The organism is Marisediminitalea lipolytica, assembly GCF_001758465.1.
Lineage (GTDB): Bacteria > Pseudomonadota > Gammaproteobacteria > Enterobacterales > Alteromonadaceae > Alteromonas > Alteromonas lipolytica.
Window position 1 is genome coordinate 66461 of sequence record NZ_MJIC01000006.1, and the last position, 16864, is coordinate 83324.

Below are 16864 nucleotides of genomic sequence, written 5' to 3' on the forward strand. Positions count from 1 at the left end.
GTCTATGACGTTTCCGGGATAACAAATAACCTAAGGGTTATTTGTTAATTCAATTCTTTGTCTACCCAGAATTTGGTGCCTTTAACCGTGGCTTGCAGGGCTAAACCGCTCTCGGTCATGCTGTAAACCGTGATACTGCCCACATAACCCTCGCCGTCAACAGAAGCCCCCTTATTGCCAGCTTTAGCTGTTGCATCGGCGTTGCCGCCTGCGGTCCAGCCATGCTCGATAAAGTAATCCATTGATGCTTTGGTATGGAAGACCATGACAATCCGATAATCCTTGGCGCCTAAACCCAGTCCAACACCACCTTCGGCCATGTTCATGTAGGTTTTTGCGCCGGTACGATTGTTATTTACCACGCCATAACCGGTGCCAGCGGCAAAAAATATCACGTTAACGTTAGCACTGCTGAATACCGCATAGCCCGCTGCATTGGCCAGCTGAGCCCGGGTATCTGGCTTTTCTCGGTACAGCCGTGACAGCGCGCTATCCTGCATGGTTAAGATAGCCTGACGTTTTTCGGCAACGGTGCCGCTGCCCATAGAAGCACAGGCGGTAAGCGCTGCTAGCATAGTTAAAGTGAAAACAGACTGAAAAAACAATTTCATACCACGCATAGCTATATCCTTAAATAAACATCAACAACCTGTTTATACGAAGTATTGAAGGAAAAAGAGTTTTTTATTTTTACTGCGAGGTATTAGGCGGAAGATAGTTATTGAGACAGAGATTAGAGTATCCCGGATAACGCCGTTGGCGTTTCCGGGCTAAAGAAAGTGTTTAGTTTAATTGGGGTAGTCAGACTGTTATGGGGGTCCCGGATAACGCCTTTGGCGTTTCCGGGACAAAGAAAGTGCTTAGGCACTTTATTTGTTTTGATCGAAGTGTTCGAAGTCTACTTCTTCTTGCTTTTGGCCAGCATCCGGATCGTTAAAGATTGTTTCATCCAGCTCACCCTCGGATTTGGCAATAATGGTGGCGACGGTACAGTCACCGGTAATATTAACCGCGGTACGGGTCATATCCAGTAGACGGTCCACACCGATAATCAGTGCAATGCCTTCAACCGGCAGGTTAACCTGCTGTAGCACCATTGCCAGCATAATCAAACCAACGCCGGGTACCCCTGCGGTGCCCACTGAAGCCAATGTGGCGGTTAGCACTACCATTACGTAATCGCCAAGAGTCAGGTCAACGCCGTACACCTGCGCTATAAACACTGTGGCAACGCCCTGCATGATAGCGGTACCGTCCATATTTATGGTGGCGCCCAGTGGCAGAGTAAAAGAGGAAACCGATTTGCCTATACCCAGTTTATTGCGTGCCGTTTCCATTGTAACGGGCAGGGTAGCGCTGCTGCTGGAAGTACTGAATGCAAACAGGGCGGCGTCACGCATTTTACGTAACAGGATAACCGGGCTCATGCCGCTTAAGGCTTTGAGCAATACCGGGTAGGTAACCAGTGCGTGAATAACCAGCACCAGCAATACCAGGAAGAAATAGGAGAGTAGCCCGCCAATGGTCTCAAGACCGATAGTGGCGAATAATTTGGCCATTAAAACGAATACGCCGTAAGGAGCCAGGTTCATTATAATGGTAACCAAACGCATAATAACGGTGTTTAAATCTTCGAACAGCGCTGCCAGGCGTTTACCCGCATCGCCCGTCATCGCCATTGCTACACCCAGTAATACCGCAAATACGATGATCTGCAACATATTACCTTCGGCCATGGAGTTGATGGGGTTTGACGGGAACATGTTAACAATAACCTGCGATAAAGAGGGGGCTTCTTTGGCTACGTAGGTGGTTTCGCTTTGTAAATTAAGGCCTTCGCCGGGGGATACCAGTAATCCGCCAATAATGGCCAGCGATACCGCAATAGCGGTAGTCAGAATGTAAAGACCAATTGATTTTGCCCCCAGTCGGCCGAGCTTGGATGGCTCTGACAAACTGCTGGTGCCGCAAATCAGCGAGACAAAAACCAGTGGTACAACAAGCATTTTCAGACTCGAGATGAATATTTGCCCGAGGGTTGAAAATATACCTTCTACCAGAATGTTATACGTGGAAACTTCGACTGAGAATATCGAAAATCGTAAATCTCCGCTATCATCAAATAGCAATTGGAGCAACGCACCGATAATGATTCCGGCAACCATGCCGATAAATATCCGTGCAGTTAAGCTGAACTTGTGTGAAGACTGAGACATGTAAATTCCCTGAAATGTTATTTTATTTATAGTTCTTGGTTAGTTTGCCAGATTCATAGCAGTTTTAAATACTTAAAATGACCCAATAACGGTAAAGAGGTCCGGGAAGACGATGAAAATGCAATCGCTACGTTTAATAGCCGCCCTGTGGGCACTATTCTTATTGACTGCCTGTGGTGGTGGCGGAGAAGTTTCCAGAGAAACGCCGACCACAACACCAACAACTCCGACAGTCTCCATCGCTTTGACTATAAGTAATCAGGCTAACGAAACCGACCGAAATCTTGCACTGGATAATCCGCTGACTATCACTGCTACGGTTTCTGACAGTAGCGGTAGTCCGGTGGCCGACCAGTTGATCACTTTTACCGTTGCGCAATCAGATTTGTTGGTGTTTGGTAATGATACTGGTACAGCCCGTACTAATGATGAAGGGATTGCGACCATCGGTATCACAGTAGGAACTGCTTCAGGCGATGGTGAAATTACCGCTACGCTCAACAGTGGTGAAAGTGCCACGACAACATTTTCATCAGCGGGAAGTTCTTCTTCTAATAGTCAGCCTGCCGAAATCGCACTCTATTCTAGTTCTTTGCAGCTGCCCTCCGGAGGCGCTGATGAAATCGAATTAATTGCGCTGGTTAAAGACTCGCAGAGCGTGCTTCTGGAGGGAATTGATGTAAGTTTCTCCGTAAGTAGCGACGCCAATGTTGAATTACAATTACTGCAACCGACTACAGCAGCTGACGGAACAGCCCGCGCTATCCTGACAACCCAGAATAATGCGGGCAATCGTGAATTTCAGGTAACCGCCCGTGCCGGAAGTTTTGTTTCCACGGTTGACATTGAAGTGCTGGGAACCGAGATTGTGGTTAATGGTTCTTCGTCGCTGGTGTTAAACGATTCTTCCGACTTTATCATTCGGGTGCAGGACTCCGATGGCGTGGCCTTGCCTAATCAGGAAATTACCCTAACCACAACGGGAGGCCAGTTAAGCGCTGCTTCTGTCACCTCAGGGCCCGATGGCCAGGCAACGATTTCTTATATTGCAACGGTCTCCGGCGAACAAACGATTAGCGCCGAATCTGCCGCTCTTAATGCCAGCAGCGAGATAACGGTTACAGTGCAGCAGGATGTCTTCAGATTTAATGAAGCTTATGACGCTGATATTCCGTTAGATACGCCAACCCAAATCGCTGTAACCTGGTCTAAAGACGGTACACCATACAGTAATGGCAATGTTACATTCTCGGCATCCCGGGGAACCATCACTTCCAGTCCGACTACCACTACGGATGCAAACGGTGTGGCAACATTTACCATTACTTCCAGTAATGCCGGTATTGCTTCTATTACAGCAACAGGCACCGATGCGAATAACGCTCAGGTGAGCGCAAGATTAAACATCGAGTTTATTGCTACGCAACCAGATAGAATTTTTGCTGATGCATCGCCTGAACTTATTGGGCCTGAAGGCCAAACCAGTACGATCACTGCCTTAGTAAGGGATGCTAACGGTAACCTGGTTAAAGGTGCGGTTGTAACATTTAACGTGGATGACAATAGCGCTGGCTCTATTTCACCGTCCCAGGCAACTACCGACAGTAATGGTGTGGCGGCAACGGTGTTTACCTCAGGAAGCGTAACTACGCTGGAATCGATTAATATTACTGCCGAAATTCTGAACATGCCGTCGGTAAGTGATTCGGTAACGTTGTCGGTTGGTAACCGTCCGTTTGATATCTCAATGGGTACCGGCAATATTATATCGAGCCCTGATAACTCTACCTATCTTAAAGAGTTTGCGATTTTCGTTACTGATGCTGCGGGTCGTCCTGTTTCAGGGGTAGATTTAACGGCTTCGCTGTCGCCACAAAAAAGTCCCGGCGACCACACGCTGAACGGTCCTGTGGCTTTCCGCAAAGGCTCCTGGTTGTGGGATGAAGATATCTGGAGAATTGGTTATCGTGTGGAAGATCCTGATAACCCGGGGACCTACCTGTTTTTCTATGAATACACAGCGACATGCTCTAATGAAGATTTAGATAACGACGGGGTACTGGATATGACTCCACAGAATGAAGACCGTGATGGAGATAACTTCCTGACTCCGGGTATAATTGGTTCGCTGTCTTTCCAGGGCAGCAGTACCACCGATGTCAATGGCCAGGCTACCCTTGAGCTTAGATATCCCAGAGAATACGGCGCCTTCTATGTTGGGATTATCACTGTTTACGGGCAATCATCCGGCAGTGAGTCAAGAGCATCCATGCGTTACGATTATGGTGTAGCGGGTGAAGATCTCGATGATGAAGCTGCGCCGCCTCCGAACAGTCCCTTTGGTACCGGAACTAGTTGCTATAACACCAATTAATCAATATTAAAAAGCCGCTCATTTGAGCGGCTTTTTGCTATAAACCTGAGCGCAAACTTAATTTTGCTGGAAGGGATAAACTGAGCCCAGTTTTAATATCTGGGTTAATTCATCCAGTGCCGAGCGAGACTCAGTCAGTAACTGCGGATCGCGCAGATCCTGCTCCGATAAACGGTCGCGATAATGCTTATCTACCCAGCTGTTCAGGCGGTTGAACAAGGCTTCGTTCATTAAGGTGCTCGCATTAACCGCGCTCAGCTCGTCTTCAGTCAGGGCAACACGAAGTCGCAGGCAGGCCGGGCCGCCGCCATTGCGCATACTTTGCTTCACATCAAAATAGTTAACCGATTTAATTGGTGTGTCACGGGTGACCAGTTCTGCCAAGTAAGCAGCAACGGTGCTGTTTTCCTCACATTCTGTAGGGGCAATAATGGTCATATTGCCATCGGGTAGCGTCAGTAGCTGAGTGTTAAACAGATACGTTTTAATCGCGTCTTGTAAACCCACTTCGCTGCTTTTTACTTCAACAAAGTGAAGTGGATTATCGCCAAATTTGGTGCGAAGTTCACTCAGTGCAGCCTCGCTGTTGTGAAAAGCAAGCTCATGATAAAAAAGTACATTTTGGTTTCCAACAGCAATAACATCGTTGTGAAACACGCCCTGATCAATCACGTTGGGGTTTTGCTGAATGTACACGACACTTTCGTCACTTAAACCGTGCAAACGTGCGATGGCCTGACAGGCCTCAAAGGTTTGTCTGGCAGGATAGCGGGTAGGTTGCGGTAAATCATGACGGAAAGCATGGCGACCATACACAAACATCTCGATGCCGGCATGCCCGTAAGAGGAACATAAACGGGTATGGTTAGCTGCGCCTTCATCACCAAAATGATCGTTATCCGGCAGGTGGGCGTGATGGGCAAAATACTTGCTGTTGGCAAACGTTGCTTTAAGGATATTGCCGGTTACCTGGGGTTCCAGCGAACGGTGAAACTTGTTGGTCAGATTTGCCGGGGTAAAATGTACGCGGCCATCTGCCGTATCGGCACTGGGCGATACGGTTGCTGCATTTGCCGTCCACATACTGGAGGCAGAGCAACAGGCCAAAAATACTTCACGAGCCTGAGTGGCCGCTTGTTCCAGTACCCTGGCATCTGAGCCGGCAAATCCTAAGCGACGTAACGTGGCGATATCCGGGCGTTCCTGAGGGGCTAATACGCCCTGAACCATGCCCATATCTGCAAGTGCCTTCATTTTTAACAGGCCTTGTTTGGCGGCCTCTTTGGGATTACTGTCAGCACTGGCATTAGAAAAGGATGCGACGTTACCAAAAGATAACCCGGCATAATTGTGCGTAGGGCCTACCAGGCCGTCAAAATTCGCTTCACAATGTTGCATTACACTCTGCCTTATCGGTTTATTCTGTTTTAAATAGGCTGTTGTGCAGTGCAGCAGTTCTATCGGGAGAAGCCCGGTTAGGAACAACTTATTTTGTTTTAAGTCTTGTGTTTTCTGCCAATATCTGCGACAACCCGGCGCATTATACGTGTTTTAACTGTGCTGCCAATTGGTGTGGTTAAAAAGTAGTCTATTTTGGGTGTGCAAAAAACAAACTTTGCGAATAAGTATGAAGAAGAACTTGTTTTCCATTCACTTTGTAGATATATGTTAAAAAAAGAAGCGCCAGACGCTGTGAGCGTAATTGCCTTATTTTCTTCCTGGTTTGCTATCAAAAATTTAATTTATTCAAAGGTTTAATTCTTATTTATGACAAAATCACTGGTCATAGTCGAGTCACCGGCCAAAGCCAAAACAATAAATAAATATCTTGGCAATAATTTTATTGTTAAATCTTCCGTTGGCCACATTCGAGACCTGCCAACCAAGGCGCTGGGCAAGGTTGAGCCGAAAAAAACAGCAAAAGAACTCAAGACTTTTTCGGATGACGCAAAAAACAAATACCTGCGTGAGTACGAGTATAAAAAGTTAGTCGACCGCATGGGCGTCGACCCTCAGCACGACTGGAAAGCCCACTATCAGGTGCTGGAAGGCAAAGAGAAAGTCGTTAACGAACTGAAAAAACTGGCCAAAGATGCCGACACCATTTATCTCGCAACGGATTTGGACCGCGAAGGGGAGGCCATTGCCTGGCACCTGCAGGAAATCCTCGGGCAAAAAGGCAAAACTTACCAGCGGGTCGTGTTTAACGAGATAACCAAAAATGCCATTAAAGAGGCCTTTGAACACCCTGGCGTGGTTAACCAGGATCGGGTTGAGGCGCAGCAAGCCCGCCGGTTCCTGGATCGCGTGGTGGGCTTTATGGTGTCACCATTATTATGGAAAAAAATTGCCCGCGGCCTGTCAGCAGGACGTGTACAGTCGGTGGCCGTGCGTCTGGTCGTAGAGCGTGAGCGTGAGATAAAAGCTTTCGTACCTGAAGAGTTCTGGGACGTGCATGCTGATTTGGCCACAGGCGCGAGCGATGAACTGCGCATGCAGGTTGTCCGTGAAGGCGACAAGGCATTTAAGCCGGTTAACAAAGCACAAACCGACAAAGCGCTGACGGCGCTGAAGTCTGCTGATTATGAAGTGATCAGCCGCGAGTCAAAACCTACTCAAAGTCGTCCCTCGGCGCCTTTTATCACTTCAACGCTGCAGCAGGCGGCCAGTACCCGTCTTGGTTTTGGCGTAAAGAAAACCATGATGATGGCCCAGCGTTTGTACGAAGCTGGTTACATCACCTACATGCGTACCGACTCAACTAACCTGAGTCAGGAAGCGCTGGATGCCTGTCGCGGTTACATTGACGATAACTTCGGCGAAAAGTATTTGCCTGCTTCGCCACTGCGCTACGGCAGTAAAGAGGGTGCACAAGAAGCTCACGAAGCTATCAGACCATCTAACGTTAATACCCTTGCCACCGCATTAAAAGATATGGAACGCGACGCACAGAGGCTCTACGAGCTTATTTGGCGTCAGTTTGTGGCATGTCAGATGACACCGGCTAAATACGATGCGACTACCATTAAAGCCCAGGCAGGAGATTTTGAACTGGTTGCCAAGGGCCGCGTACTTAAATTTGATGGCTGGACCAGAGTACAGCCACAAAAAAGTAAAAAAGGCGAAGAAGATAAGTTACTGCCAGATGTTAAGCCAGGCGACAAGCTCGGTCTTAAACAGTTGGACCCTAAACAGCATTTCACGAAGCCGGTGGCCCGTTTTAACGAAGCTTCACTGGTTAAAGAGCTGGAAAAACGAGGCATTGGCCGTCCGTCAACCTATGCCAGTATTATCTCCACCATTCAGGACCGGGGCTACGTGCGCCTTGAAAATAAGCGTTTTTACGCTGAGAAGATGGGTGAGATTGTTACCGACCGCCTGATGGAAAATTTTGACGGTTTAATGAGTTACGACTTTACCGCGAACATGGAACAACACCTCGATGAAATCGCGGAAGGCCATGAAAACTGGAAAGCCGTACTGGATAAGTTTTACGGCGATTTTTACGCTAAGTTATTACTGGCCGAGCAGGAAGCCGAAGAGGGTGGAATGCGGCCCAACCAGGCGGTTGCTGTTGATATTAACTGCGACAAATGTGGCCGCCACATGAATGTGCGCACTGCCAGTACCGGCGTATTTCTTGGCTGTTCTGGTTATAACCTGCCACCTAAAGAGCGTTGTACCAATACCATGAACCTCACCCCCGGGGAGGAAGTGGTAAAGGTGGATAATGACGACGAGCAGGAAACCGAAGATTTACGTGCCAAACGTCGCTGTCCTGAATGTGGCACAGCGATGGATAGCTACCTGGTAGATGAAACCCGTAAATTACACGTGTGTGGTAATTCCCCGGCATGTCCGGGTACATATGTCGAAGCCGGGACGTTCAAAATCAAAGGCTACGACGGCCCGATTATCGAGTGCGATAAGTGCGGCAGTAACATGGAGCTGAAGAACGGTCGTTTTGGCAAGTATTTCGACTGTACTAACAGCGAGTGTAAAAACACCCGTAAGTTACTGCGTAACGGTGAAGCGGCACCACCGAAAGAAGATCCGGTAGATTTACCTGAGTTACCCTGCGAGAAAAGTGACGCACACTTTATGCTCAGAGACGGCGCCTCAGGCATCTTCCTGGCCGCGCATAATTTCCCTAAATCCCGGGAAACCCGTGCACCTAAGGTAGAAGAACTGGCCCGCTTCCGGGATCGCATTTCGCCTAAGTTCTACTATCTGGCAGATGCACCGAAAACCGACCCTGAGGGGAATCCGGCGATTGTTCGTTTTAGTCGTAAGACCAAGCAACAATATGTCATGACCGAGGATGCCAAAGGTAAGGCAACCGGCTGGTCTGCCTGGTATCAGGACGGTAAATGGCAAGCTAAAGACACCAAAAAGAAGTAAGCAGATAGTTTATGGCATCGTTACAGGATCAATTACTTAAAGCGGGTCTGGCAGATAAATCCAAAGCCAAACAGGCCCGTGCGGATAAACGCAAAAAGCAAAAGCTTAAAAGCAAAGGCAATGCGGTTGCCCAGGATGAAAACAAACTGGCAGCACAGCAAGCGGCAGAAGCGAAAAAACAGCGCGACCGAGAGCTGAACCAGCAACGTCAGGCTGAGCTGGAGAAAAAAGCGGTAGTGGCGCAAATCCGCCAGCTAATTACGGTAAATCAGCAGCCCAAAGGCAACGGCGACACTGTACTTAACTTTACCGATAACAACGTGGTAAAGCGCATGTATGTGAGTGATGCGGTACACAAACTGGTAATTGATGCGCGTCTGGCAGTGGTAAAACTGGACGACGATTATGCGCTGATCCCCATGCCAGTTGCAGATAAAATCGCCGAACGTGACGCCAGCGTGGTAATTTATCGCGCCGATTTGCGCGCCGAGAATAAACAAAAATCTGAGGAAGATGACTGGTATGCAGACTATGAAATTCCGGATGATTTGACCTGGTAAGATATCATCATGCAGCCCGCGTTATCGCGGGCTTTTTGATCCTGTGATATCAGGGCTTAATTTTGTGACAAGCTAATTGCTCGTAATAGGGAATGGCCTCTTCAAGCACGCTTTGAAGTTCTGCCGGAAGGGTAGGCAGTGGTGGTTCTGCCGGTGCAAATCCGGTGCTTTTCCACACTTCAGGATACCAGTGGGAGGCCCAGGCACCATCACTGGGGTGACCACCTTCAGGCCAGCTTAACATTGCCGGATCCCAGGGAATGCCAATGGCAGCACACAGTTTTTCCAGCATCATGGGCGGGTTGAGTCTGATATCCGAAGAATCTACTACGATTGGGGTCGATGCCGACTCACTAACAATTCTGCTAAAAAGCATAGCCTGGGCTTTTAATCCGATATCGTCGAGCGTCGGCGCGCCATTTTTCTTGTTGTAGCTTTCAATTACCCGCGCCGGATGGCGGATAAGAAATACATTACATACCTGGCCGAGCCAGTCCAGCGGGAATTCTGGCAGCATATGATGCGGCATGTGCTTTTGATAAAACACCGGTTTGCTGTCCGGAACAGGGCCAATACAGCGCTGTGCGACAGTAAAGGGATCGGTTTCCTCACGGGCAAAAATCTCATCCTGCATGGGATGTACTTTATCGCTGTGTTTTAAGTACGGGGCATAAAATGGTTCATCCCACACAGCACAATCTGCCCGGGCTCCAAATGAATACATCATGGCTGTGGAGAGATTACGCGGGCCTGACCACATGGCTATTCGCATGGATGTTATCCTTATTGTGTTGGCGGTAACGGTTTCCTGACCGACCGGATATATCGTTGATTTTTGCAAGCATAATCAAGTGCAGGGCTGTTTTACAAGTAAATTATTAATATTTTATACAATATAATATTTTGTCTTGATTTGCCTAAACTGGTACTGTAACGCTGTGATTTATCGGAGATAAACAGTAAGCGACAACAACCGGCCATTCAGCGAAAGCCATATTTCACTACGGTAGAACTGGCGTATACTGCAAATTCAAAATCGGTCCGGGTTTTAAGAATTAATGAGGTATCCATGCAGGAACACAAAGCAGGCGGCGCGCATGCGTCGATAGATGACGAGCGTAATCAGAATATATTAATTTACATCAATGGCGACCTGGTGCCCCGCGCTGAAGCCAAAGTATCCGTGTACGACAGTGGTTTTATGTTGGGCGACGGTGTGTGGGAAGGCCTGCGCCTTCACAAAGGCAAATTTTCATTTATCGATGACCATCTGGATCGCCTGTTCGCCGGTGCTAAAGCGCTGGACATGGATATTGGCAAAAGCCGTGAAGAGTTAAAAGAAGCCTTGCAGCAAACCATTGATGCAAATGGTATGACCGATGGTGTTCATGCCCGTCTGATGGTAACCCGCGGCCCAAAGAAAACGCCTTATCAGGATCCCCGTTTAAGTCTGTGGGGCCCAACCATTGTGATTATTGCCGAGTATAAGTCTCAGGATTTAGGCCCGGTCGAGCGCGGTATCAATCTGTTTACCGTGCATGTTCGTCGCGGTCATCCGGATGTACAGGATCCAAGGTTAAATTCTCACAGCAAGATTAACTGTATAACCGCCATGATCCAGTCTTATAAAGCCGGAGCCGATGAAGCACTAATGTTGGATCCCCATGGTTTTGTCAGTACCTGTAATTCCACTAACTTTTTTATTGTGCGTAAAGGCGAAGTCTGGACCTCCACCGGCGATTACGCCATGAAAGGCATCACCCGACAAAAAACCATTGATGTTTGTAAAGCCAACGGTATTCCGGTATTCGAAAAGAACTTTTCTCTGGTTGACGTTTACAGCGCTGATGAGGCCTTCGTTACCGGCACCTTTGGTGCACAGACGCCTGTGGTCGACGTAGACGGGCGGACCATTGGCGATGGTGTGCCGGGGCCAATGGTTAAAAAAATCCGCGCGTTATACAGCGCGATGGCAGAGGCTCAGTAATTGATAGGCCTGGCAGCTCAGGCTGTCAGGCAGTCATCCCAGTAGGGGGTATCGCCATAAAAGTCGGCAGCAAAGTTAATAAATGCCCTGACTTTGCTGGCCATTAACTGCCGGTGTGCATAAACGGCATACAAATGCATTGGCGCGGGCTCGTTGTCACGCAGTATCACTTTGAGCTTGCCCGCATTAATCGCATCATGACAAATAAATGTCGGCTGCATCACGATCCCCTGACCAAGCACAGCACACTGACACAAAAACTCGCCATGATTACAGCTTACTTTACCAATATCGGGCACCTGTCCCTGGGTTAAATAATGGTGGGCGTCAGGGCTGTTACTGCTGTCCAGTAAGCTATAGCGTAAATAATTGTGCTGCGTAAGCGATTCCAGTGTTGTTGGTTCACCGTGCAAGGCCAGGTAGTCTGGTGACGCGCATATGACTAGTTTGATAATAGTCAGTCGTTTGGCAATCATCGACGAACTTTTTAAGTGGCCAATACGCAATGCAATATCAAAACCTTCCTCCACAATATCCACCTTACGATCATTAAGATGCAAATCGACATCCACATCCGGATACTGCTGCTGAAATTTATTAATGAGCGGGGCCAGGTGGCTGGTTGAAAAGGCTACCGGCGCGCTGATGCGTAATAAACCATGAGCTTTATGCTGTAAATCGGTGAGTTGATTTTCCATCGCATCTATTTCATCCAGTACCTGACTGGCGCGGGGAAGATACTGTTCTCCGGCCTCCGTCAGATGTACCCGCCGGGTTGTGCGGTTTAGCAGGCGGGTATCAAGATGCTCCTCCAGTTGCGAAACATATTTACTGATAAGTTGAGGAGATTTATCCAGCTTATCCGCCGCTGCACTGAAAGAACCACTGCGGGCAACGGTGACAAACGCCCGCATCGCATCTATTCGATCCATTGTTTTACCATTATCAACAAAATGTTGATAGTTACTCTATTTTAAGCCTCTTAATAAATCAATACGTGGATAGTAAAGTAACACCATGGATTCGGAACAACACCGTGTTGTTTACGAACATTGCCAAAAATGAATTACGAGAGAGCAGAAAAATGAAAGCATTATTAGCAAAATTAGTCACTTCAAATGCCGGCGTTGCCGCGCTGGTTTTACGTTTACCTATCGGTCTGACCCTGGCTGCACATGGCTCACAAAAATTGTTTGCCTGGTTTGGCGGTTACGGACTGGAAGGGACCGGTCAGTACATGGCGAGTCTGGGTCTGGAGCCTGGATATTTAATGGCACTTATGGCCGGCAGCGCAGAGTTTTTTGGTGGTCTGGCACTGGCTTTGGGCTTGTTAAGCCGCCCGGCAGCAGTTGTTACCGCATTTACCATGCTGGTAGCCATTTTTACTGCCCATATCCATAACGGATTATTCTTAGCAAACGATGGTTATGAATATGCGCTGGCGCTACTTGCGGTAACCGTATCGCTGGCTATTACCGGCGCTGGTCGTCTGGCGGTAGACAATCTGCTGGCCCGGGCGTTAAGCGAAAAATAACAAGCTGAAAATTTAATAACCCAAACCCTCTGCCAGGCTATAACCTGGCAGCAACACAGGAGCGCATATTATGTTAGTGAATGGAAAATGGGATGCCGATTGGCAACCGGTGCAGAAAAAAGACAAAGACGGTCGTTTTATCCGTCAGGTTTCGTCCTTTCGCCACTGGATTACGCCTGATGGTTTGCCGGGACCAACCGGCGACGGTGGCTTTAAGGCCGAAGCCGATCGCTATCATTTATACGTTGCCTATATTTGTCCGTGGGCTTCACGGGCGCTGGCTGTCAGAGCGCTGAAAGGGCTGAAGGATTTGATTACTGTAAGTGTGGTTAATCCGCGATTAAGCGATCAGGGATGGCGTTTTGGTGATTATCCTGGAGCGACAACCGATGAGTTGAATCATGCTACCTATATGCATGAGATATACACCAAAGTCGCGCCGGACTTTACGGGACGAGCGACAGTACCGGTGTTGTGGGACAAAAAGCAGCAAACCATTGTTAATAACGAGTCAGCTGATATCGTAAGGATGTTGAATACGGCCTTTAAAGAACTGGTTGATACCGGCCCGGATCTTTATCCGGCGGCACTGGCCAATGATATTGATGCACTAAATGAACAAATTTACAGCCAGTTAAATAATGGTGTGTATCAGGCGGGATTCGCCTCGAGTCAGGAAGCCTACGACGAAGCCTATAACAATGTGTTTGCCATGTTGGATAAACTGGAAGCACAATTAAGTGATGGACGCCCGTACCTGTTTGGCGAGCAAATAACCGAAACCGATATCCGTACCTTTGTTACGCTGATCCGGTTTGACGTGGCCTATCACGGCATATTCAAATGTAATCGTAATCTGATTAAACAAATGCCGGGTCTGGATGCCTATATGCACAGAATCTGGCAACTTGACGGTATGGCAGACACGGTGAATATTGATCATATTAAAGCCGGTTATTATTCCATTAAGGCATTAAATCCCAATGGAATTGTTCCCCGCGGCCCACTAATTTAGGAGGCACTATGCAAGCAACACAACAAGCGTTATTTATTTCGCACGGTGGTGGTCCAATGCCCTTAATGGGTGACCCGGGTCACCAGGCACTGGTAGCTCACCTGGCTGACTTAGCCGGCAGGATCCGCCGACCCAAAGCGATACTGATCGTCAGTGCCCACTGGGAAGCGTCGGTCTCAACGGTCACAACCAGTCCAAAACCAGAGTTAATTTATGACTACTATGGTTTCCCACCAGAAACCTACAGTATTCAGTATCCTTGTCCTGGTGAGCCAGAGTTAGCGCATCAGGTTGCAGATGCTCTCAAACAGGCTGGTATTCCGGTGGCTGAAGACAATAAGCGTGGCCTGGATCATGGCGTATTTGTGCCGTTAAAGATCATGTATCCTCAGGCGGATATCCCGTGTATTCAATTGTCTTTGGTTAACACGCTGGATGCTGCCCAACATATTCGTATTGGCCAGGCGCTGGCCAATATCGATTATGAGGATCTGCTGATCCTGGGTTCAGGTTTTTCGTTTCATAACATGAGAGCGTTCTTTGCGCCGGATACGGCACAAAGCCGGGCGCTTAATCAGGGCTTTGAAGCCTGGCTTAGGGACGTCCTGTCAGATACCAGTCTGAGTGAGACTCAGCGTCAGCAAAAGCTGACAGACTGGGAACAGGCACCGGGGGCCCGTTTTTGTCATCCTCGTGAAGAACACCTTATCCCACTGCACGTTTGCTATGGCGCAGCGGGTAGGGCTGCCGACTTATCGGATGCAGTTGTGGTTATCAACAAACAAGCCGGCACTTTTGGCTGGTTTAGTTAAGTGCAGGGAGCAGACACTCAGGATTTACCTGAGTGTCTGTGTGTTGTTATTGTTGAGCGGCTATCCACTGATCAACCATTAGTTGCAGTACACTCAGTGGTACCGCACCACCGCCTAATATCAGATCGTGAAAGGCTTTGATGTCAAACTTCTCACCCAAAGCTGTGCGGGCTTGCTCACGTAACTCGAGTATTTTCAGCATACCGATTTTGTATGCGGTGGCCTGCCCGGGCATCACGAAATATCGTCTTACTTCTGATATTGCCTGACCCTCTGCAATGGGGGTATTGGCAATAAAGTAATCTATGGCCTGCTGTTCGGTCCAGCCTTTAGCGTGAATACCGGTATCGAGAACTAACCGTATGGCCCGCCACATTTCTGAATGCAGACGACCAAAATCGGATAATGGTTCCTGATAGGCGCCCATTTCTTTTGCCAGTAACTCGGCGTAAAGCGCCCAGCCTTCTACATAAGCAGTAAAACCGGCCTGAGTTCGAAAGGTGGGAACCTCTTCAAGTTCCAGAGCGATGGCGACCTGCATATGGTGGCCGGGTACGCCCTCATGATAGGCCACCGATTCCTGTTCATTTTTTGGCATCATGGTCATATCACTCAGGTGCACGTAATAGACACCGGGGGTGGAGCCATCGGGTGAACTGGGGAAATAATGCTGCGCTGCGCCGGGTTCTTCGCGAAAGGCTTCTACCCGTTTTACCACCAAATCGGCTTTGGGCAAGCGGCCAAAGTAATCCGGTAATAAGGTTTTCATGTGATTGATATAAGCCGTGGAGTCATCCAGATAGGCCTGACGGCCAGCATCGGTATCAGGATAGAAAAATCGTTCATCCTTTACATCAGAACGGCTGTAATCAAAAAATTCATTGAGTGAACCGGCAAAACCCATCTTCTCTTTCACCCGTTCCATTTCTGCACGCAGGCGGGCGACTTCACTGAGGCCCAACTGATGAATTTCTTCGGCGGTCATGGCAGTGGTGGTGGAGTTTAACAGCATGGCATTGTAGTAAGCTTCACCATCCGGGAGTGACCACACGCCTTTGGCGTCTTTACTGAGATTGGGTAAGTCATTGTCAAACCAGTTGATTAATGCGGTGTAAGCCGGCCCCATGCTGGATATAAGCGCTTCCTGAGCCTGGCGTAAATACTCATCCAACTGTGCCGCAGCAAGCTTGCCATCGGTAATCAATTGATTCGCTTTTTGTTTGATATCGGCGTAAATCGCGGCGTCGGTGTCACTGTCCGGATCAAACGGAAAGCCAGTGACTACTGCTTTACTCTGTGTGATAACGCCTTCGTAGGCAAAGTAGGGCGCTTTCACCCCTTCATCTGCAGCAAGCCTGGCACGGTCGATAAGCTGTTCCATCACCCGACCGGTTTGTTGTAATCGTGAGATATACGCGGTTAAGTCGCTAAGGTCGTCGACCTTGTGATAATTAATCAACACGGTGGGTAATAAAGATTGTATCCCCATCATCTGATTAAACACATACGTCCGGCGCTTAAACGGCGCCAGTGCCACAGCGGCTTCATACTGATAAAGCCACAGGTCGTAGGAAATGCGGGCATCATCAGACAGCTGGGCATAATCAAATTGCGACTTGAGTTCTTTAACCGTAGCCGCCCGCCAGGCCAGTTGTTCGGCCTCGGCGTTCTCCGATACATCATCCAGTTCGCCGTATTGATCCTTTCGGCCAAGAATCGTTAGGGTAATAGGAGAAAACTGTAGCTGTTCTTCATATTTCTCATCAAACCACAGGTTTAATCGTTCTGATTCTGACAGGGGTGCTACCTGTTCAGTTGACGTACCGGGGGGCTCGTTATCCGGCGCCGGTGTGCAGGCTATCAGAATCGTCACGCTGCACAGCAGGGTAAGTACGGTGTATCGTGCTGAACTATAAAATAACTTAAATCTGTCCATAGCGCGTTGTCCTTGTCATTAACAAACCC

General features: G+C 48.5%; 13 protein-coding genes. 7 read left to right on the plus strand and 6 right to left on the minus strand.

Annotation, left to right across the window (positions count from 1 at the left end):
- Window positions 1-44 precede the first annotated feature (44 nt).
- Window positions 45-620: a lipid-binding SYLF domain-containing protein gene (locus BFC17_RS03235; protein WP_070175029.1), complete on the minus strand. Its 576-nt coding sequence runs from the start codon at window positions 618-620 to the stop codon at window positions 45-47.
- Between the two features lie 249 nt (window positions 621-869).
- Window positions 870-2216, minus strand: a complete 1347-nt coding sequence (locus BFC17_RS03240; RefSeq protein WP_070175030.1) for a dicarboxylate/amino acid:cation symporter — start codon at window positions 2214-2216, stop codon at window positions 870-872.
- 112 nt (window positions 2217-2328) lie between these two features.
- Here BFC17_RS03240 and BFC17_RS03245 point away from each other — a divergent pair, with 112 nt between their 5' ends.
- The gene (locus BFC17_RS03245) at window positions 2329-4590 is read left to right on the plus strand and encodes an Ig-like domain-containing protein (RefSeq protein ID WP_229681075.1); all 2262 of its coding nucleotides are present in this window, start codon (window positions 2329-2331) and stop codon (window positions 4588-4590) included.
- Window positions 4591-4647: 57 nt separating this feature from the next.
- Here the strand turns inward: BFC17_RS03245 and astB are convergent, their stop codons facing one another.
- Entirely contained in the window at window positions 4648-5988 is a 1341-nt protein-coding gene (astB, locus tag BFC17_RS03250; RefSeq protein ID WP_070175031.1) for an N-succinylarginine dihydrolase, read from the minus strand.
- A gap of 369 nt (window positions 5989-6357) precedes the next feature.
- Between astB and topA the strand changes: the two genes are divergently transcribed.
- Window positions 6358-8991: a type I DNA topoisomerase gene (gene topA, locus BFC17_RS03255; protein ID WP_070175032.1), complete on the plus strand. Its 2634-nt coding sequence runs from the start codon at window positions 6358-6360 to the stop codon at window positions 8989-8991.
- Window positions 8992-9002: 11 nt separating this feature from the next.
- Window positions 9003-9551: a DUF2058 domain-containing protein gene (locus BFC17_RS03260; protein WP_070175033.1), complete on the plus strand. Its 549-nt coding sequence runs from the start codon at window positions 9003-9005 to the stop codon at window positions 9549-9551.
- A 49-nt stretch (window positions 9552-9600) separates the two neighbouring features.
- Here BFC17_RS03260 and BFC17_RS03265 read toward each other — a convergent pair whose 3' ends face one another.
- Window positions 9601-10323 (minus strand): sulfotransferase-like domain-containing protein, encoded by a 723-nt coding sequence (locus tag BFC17_RS03265; RefSeq protein ID WP_070175034.1) that lies wholly within the window; start codon window positions 10321-10323, stop codon window positions 9601-9603.
- Window positions 10324-10620: 297 nt separating this feature from the next.
- Here BFC17_RS03265 and BFC17_RS03270 point away from each other — a divergent pair, with 297 nt between their 5' ends.
- Entirely contained in the window at window positions 10621-11538 is a 918-nt protein-coding gene (locus BFC17_RS03270) for an aminotransferase class IV (RefSeq protein WP_070175035.1), read from the plus strand.
- 17 nt (window positions 11539-11555) lie between these two features.
- On the opposite strand, the gene BFC17_RS03275 is transcribed toward BFC17_RS03270, so the two are convergent.
- Window positions 11556-12470 (minus strand): LysR family transcriptional regulator, encoded by a 915-nt coding sequence (locus tag BFC17_RS03275; protein ID WP_070175036.1) that lies wholly within the window; start codon window positions 12468-12470, stop codon window positions 11556-11558.
- A 152-nt stretch (window positions 12471-12622) separates the two neighbouring features.
- Between BFC17_RS03275 and BFC17_RS03280 the strand changes: the two genes are divergently transcribed.
- The 3 genes from BFC17_RS03280 to BFC17_RS03290 all read left to right on the plus strand — a co-directional run bounded on the left by BFC17_RS03280 (window position 12623) and on the right by BFC17_RS03290 (window position 14899).
- Complete coding sequence (locus BFC17_RS03280) at window positions 12623-13072, plus strand: DoxX family protein (protein ID WP_070175037.1); 450 nt, start codon at window positions 12623-12625, stop codon at window positions 13070-13072.
- A 70-nt stretch (window positions 13073-13142) separates the two neighbouring features.
- Window positions 13143-14087, plus strand: coding sequence for a glutathione S-transferase family protein (locus tag BFC17_RS03285; RefSeq protein WP_070175038.1), 945 nt, complete (start codon window positions 13143-13145; stop codon window positions 14085-14087).
- A gap of 8 nt (window positions 14088-14095) precedes the next feature.
- Window positions 14096-14899 carry a DODA-type extradiol aromatic ring-opening family dioxygenase gene (locus BFC17_RS03290; RefSeq protein WP_070175039.1) on the plus strand — a complete coding sequence of 268 codons (804 nt, stop codon included), beginning with the start codon at window positions 14096-14098 and terminating at the stop codon, window positions 14897-14899.
- Between the two features lie 46 nt (window positions 14900-14945).
- Here the strand turns inward: BFC17_RS03290 and BFC17_RS03295 are convergent, their stop codons facing one another.
- Window positions 14946-16835 (minus strand): DUF885 domain-containing protein, encoded by a 1890-nt coding sequence (locus tag BFC17_RS03295; RefSeq protein WP_070175040.1) that lies wholly within the window; start codon window positions 16833-16835, stop codon window positions 14946-14948.
- Between the last annotated feature and the right edge of the window lie 29 nt (window positions 16836-16864).